Annotated in this window: 4 protein-coding genes and 1 pseudogene; 2 read left to right on the top strand and 3 right to left on the bottom strand. The window is 71.8% G+C overall.

Features of this window, described 5'->3' with window-relative positions; translation table 11 throughout:
• Positions 1-591: translation initiation factor IF-3 (gene infC, locus AC2W7A_RS09990; RefSeq protein WP_485991224.1), on the bottom strand; the 591-nt coding region annotated here is incomplete at its 3' end.
• Between the two features lie 293 nt (positions 592-884).
• Here infC and AC2W7A_RS09985 point away from each other — a divergent pair.
• Positions 885-1,255, top strand: a pseudogene (locus AC2W7A_RS09985) (DUF1844 domain-containing protein).
• A gap of 90 nt (positions 1,256-1,345) precedes the next feature.
• On the opposite strand, the gene AC2W7A_RS09980 reads toward AC2W7A_RS09985, so the two are convergent.
• A complete protein-coding gene (locus tag AC2W7A_RS09980; protein ID WP_485991223.1) occupies positions 1,346-1,780 on the bottom strand; it encodes a hypothetical protein in 435 nt (144 codons plus the stop codon).
• 357 nt (positions 1,781-2,137) lie between these two features.
• On the opposite strand from AC2W7A_RS09980, the gene AC2W7A_RS09975 reads away from it, so the two are divergent.
• Positions 2,138-2,386 carry a WhiB family transcriptional regulator gene (locus AC2W7A_RS09975; RefSeq protein WP_067191901.1) on the top strand — a complete coding sequence of 83 codons (249 nt, stop codon included), beginning with the start codon at positions 2,138-2,140 and terminating at the stop codon, positions 2,384-2,386.
• Between the two features lie 158 nt (positions 2,387-2,544).
• Here the strand turns inward: AC2W7A_RS09975 and AC2W7A_RS09970 are convergent, their stop codons facing one another.
• A complete protein-coding gene (locus AC2W7A_RS09970; protein ID WP_485991222.1) occupies positions 2,545-4,092 on the bottom strand; it encodes a sensor histidine kinase in 1,548 nt (515 codons plus the stop codon).
• Positions 4,093-4,208 lie beyond the last annotated feature (116 nt).

Here is a 4,208-nt window from a genome sequence, read left to right as displayed (position 1 = left end):
ATCGTGGCGACGGCGGGAGCCGCCGCCGGAGCGCTCACGCTGCGGGGCCGCGTTCCTGCGGGCCTCGGCACGGGCCTCGGCCTTGGTGCGCAGCGGCCCCACCACCATGACCATGTTGCGGCCGTCCTGGCGGGGGCGGGACTCCACCGAGCCCAGGTCCTCCACGTCCGTGGCGAACTTCTCGAGCAGGCGGACGCCCAGCTCGGGACGCTGCTGCTCACGGCCGCGGAACTGGATGATCGCCTTGACCTTGTCCCCGGCGCCCAGGAACTTGCGGGCACGGCCGACCTTGGTCTCGTAGTCGTGCGTGTCGATCTTCAGGCGGAAGCGGACCTCCTTGAGGACCGTGTTGGCCTGGTTCTTGCGCGACTCGCGGGCCTTCACCGCGGCCTCGTACTTGAACTTGCCGAAGTCCATCAGCTTCGCCACCGGCGGCTTCGCGGCCGGCGCGACCTCGACGAGGTCCAGGTCCGCCTCGGCGGCCAGGCGCAGTGCGTCCTCGATCCGGACGATGCCGACCTGCTCGCCGTTGGGGCCGACCAGGCGGACTTCCGGAACGCGGATACGCTCGTTGATGCGGGGATCGCTAATGGTGCTTCTCCTGTAGTCGAGTCCAGTTGCTGTACGACCCGACGACGATCCGACTCCCCGACATGACTCGAGGCCCCGGTGCCGACGGCACGACGAGGCCTCTCCCGATCCCTGCAGGGGACCCTTCGCCGTAGGACGGCGCCCGGAGGCGTCCGCTCGGCGGCGACCCGGCAACTCGGTCCGGCGGACACCGGACTTCCTGCTGACGCGGGTGGGAGGAGGCCTCCACTTTCATGCGACCCGGGCACGGCACATTCGTGCAGACCCAGGTGGTCTGTGGGAAGCTTACCACCATGACCGAAGAACACCAGCTTCCCGAGCCGCTTGCCGTCGGTGCCGACCACGAGGTCCGCGAGATCCACGAAGTCCCCGCGGTCGAGGTGATCACCACCACCGCCGTGCACCTGATGACCGCCGCCGCGGTCAAGGTCGGCCTCGCCGACTCCCCCGACGCCCGCGAGCTCGTCGACCTGGACGAGGCACGCAAGCTCATCACGGCCCTGGCCGCCTCATCACCGCGCCGCGCCGGAGATCAGCAGCGCCCACGCCGGTCCGCTGCGCGACGGCCTGCGCAGCCTCCAGCTGGCGTTCCGCCGAGGCCTCCCCCTACCCGGACGCCCCGGGCCAGGGCCCGGGCGAGAAGCTCACCGGCCCCGTCAACTGACCCCCTGACGCCCTACTGAGAGGGCCCACGACGACGGCGCCCCACCTCATCGAGGTGGGGCGCCGTCGTGTTCCGGGCCCGCGGGGTGCATCAGCCCCGGGCTTCGACCCCGCGGACCGGTGACTCGCTGCGAGCACGGAAGTAGTCGGACACCGGCCGCGTCAGGACGGCCACCAGCCCGACCCCGGCGACGGCCAGGAGCAGCAGGCCCGGCACGACGTCTCCGCCGGTGAGGACCCAGGTGGAGATAAGCACGGCGAAGATCAGGATCGCGACCGTGGCGCTGCGGCTCCACAGCCGGCCGCGGAACACCCCGACGGCGACCGCGGCGACCCACGCGGTGAGGGCCAAGTAGAGGACCACCAGGAACAGCTGCGCCCCGAGGTTCAGGGTGCCGCGCCCCAAGCTCAGCGCGGCGGTGACGGTCAGCCACGCCAGCGACCCGGCGATCAGGCCGAGGCTGGCGGTGACGAGCACCGTGCCGAGCGGGCGGGCGGGCGTCGCGGTGGGGGAGTCGGCGTCCACGGGGTCTCCTTGCACTGGTGGGGCTCTGGGCGCGGACTCCACCGTACTGCCCGCACCGGTCGACGGCCGCCGCGCTTCGCCCGCCGCCCCCCTCCCCCGGCGGACGTCCGAGCCCGCCCGGGCGGCTCCCGACCCTGTGACGAATCCCTCATGCCGTGAGCAGGTCCACCCCCGGAAAGCCCTTGTCGCGGTGAGGGGTGCGTGGGAGGATTGGCGGCGATGTTGTTCGGGGGCCGTTCATGATCGGTCCCCGTTCTGTTTCCCCGGATGTGGGCGGCGCGGCCCTGCCCCGCCCTGCCGGAGCGTGGGAACCGCCCATGCGAGACGACTTCTGACAGAAAGCGAGAGCGACCGAAGATGGATTGGCGAAGCCGTGCGGCCTGCCTGGACAAGGATCCCGAGCTGTTCTTCCCCGTGGGGAACACCGGCCCGGCCCTGCTCCAGATCGAGGAGGCCAAGACCGTGTGCCGCTCCTGTGAGGTCGTGGACACCTGCCTCAAGTGGGCGATGGAGTCCGGTCAGGACTCCGGCGTCTGGGGTGGCATGAGCGAGGACGAGCGCCGCGCCATGAAGCGGCGCGCCGCCCGCGCCCGCCGCGCCTCCTGACACCCACAGGCCGCCGGCGCGGATGCGACGAGGGGCCGGACCCGTCGACGGGTCCGGCCCTCGTCGCATCCAGGGAGGTTCGAGATCCGGTCCCGGAACGGTAGGCGGGGTCGGCGACGCTCCCGGGCCCGCGGTGCACGGTCTCCGCGCCCGACGGGTCAGCCGACCGGGATTCTCAGCGTGACCCGCATGCCACCGCCGGGCCGCCTTGTGCGTTCGAGGGTGCCCCCGAGGTCCGACTCCACCAGGGTGTGCACGATCTTGAGTCCCAGACCGGAGCTGGCCAGGTCCGCGAGGACCGCGTCTGCGGCCTCGTCGCCGGGCGACGAGACCCCCGGGACACGACCCTGGACGTCCGTCCGTGCGGCGACGCCGGAGTCCGAGACCGACACTTCCAGCACCTCCCCCGCCGGCGTCTCGACGCGTCCGGCATGCAGCCGCAGCACGCCGCCGTCTGGACCAGTCCCGTGCTCGACGGCGTTGGAGGCCAGCTCGTTGAGCACCAGCGCCAACGGTGTGGTGACGTGGGAGGGCAGGCGTCCGAACTCACCGGTGATCTGCGTGGTGAGGGGCCGCCCGTCACCGGAGATCTCCACGGCCAGCCGGAACTGCCGGGACATCAGGTCGTCCACGTCCACCTGACCGTCCACGTCCTCGCTCAGGCTCTGATGCACCAGTGCGATCGTGTCCACCCGCTGCATGGCCTGCATCAGGGCGCGACGCGCCTCGTCCGACCCCGCGCGCCTCGCCTGCATGCGCAGCAGCGACCCCACGGTCTGCAGGTTGTTCTTGACCCGATGGTGGATCTCCCTGATGGTGGCGTCCTTGCTCATGAGCCGTTGCTCCTGGCGACGCAGCTCGGTGACGTCACGCAGCATGACCAGGGACCCCGTCCTCCCGTCGGCGTCACACAGGCGGATGGCACGCACCGTCACCACCGACCGGCCCACCTGGACCTCCGTCCGACCGCTGCGCCGCCCCATCAGCACGGACCACATGTCCTCGTCCATCGGCCCCGGTGCCGACGCCAGCCCGGTGACCACGGGCGCCATCGCGTTGCCCTCCACCGAGGCGGTCACGCCCAGGCGGGTCAGGGCCGAGACGGCGTTGGGGCTCGCGAATCCCACCACGCCCTCCGCGTCCAGGACCATGAGGCCGTCGCCGACCCGCGGGGTGCCGCCGATCCAGAACGCCGGCGGGTCCTGGGGATCCGGCCAGCGGCCGTGCTGGACCATGTCCAGCAGGCTGTCCGCCGCGGTGCCGTAGTTCCGCTCGATCGGCGACAGCTCGGGCCGGGTGTTCGGATCCCGGTGTCCGCTGAGCACGGCCACGACGCGCCCCTGACGCACCACCGGCCACAGGCGGACGCGAAGCGTCCCATCCGGTGCGGCGACCGGCCCCGTGCCCTCGGGCGGCTCGCCGTCGTGCCAGACCCGGTCCAACAGAGTGCGCAGGTCGGCACGTGCACGGGAGCCGACGATGTCACGGTGGAAGAGCGTGGGCGCCGTCACCGGCCTGGTCTGTGCCAGGGCCATGTAGCCGGAGTCGGCATGCGGGCGGGGCAGGGGTGCCCAGAGGACGAAGTCGGCCAGGGACAGGTCCGCCACGAGCTGCCAGTCGCCGACGAGCATCTGCAGCCACGACCGGTCCTCGTCGGACAGGTCGGGATGGCGGCGCAGCGGATCGGTGGCGATCGAGGGGACCATGGGGTCAGCCTAATCCCGCCGCCCTGGGGCGTGGCGATGTCGTTGAGCGGCTGGTAGAACGCCTCCACTCCCACCCGGGAGAGGGCGTCCATGGTCCAGTCGTCCAGGAACGGGTA

This window comes from Micrococcus sp. LASM2_SD2 (assembly GCF_057364565.1).
The sequence above is the reverse complement of the archived record's forward strand: the minus strand, read 5'-3'. Positions and strand labels throughout refer to the sequence as shown.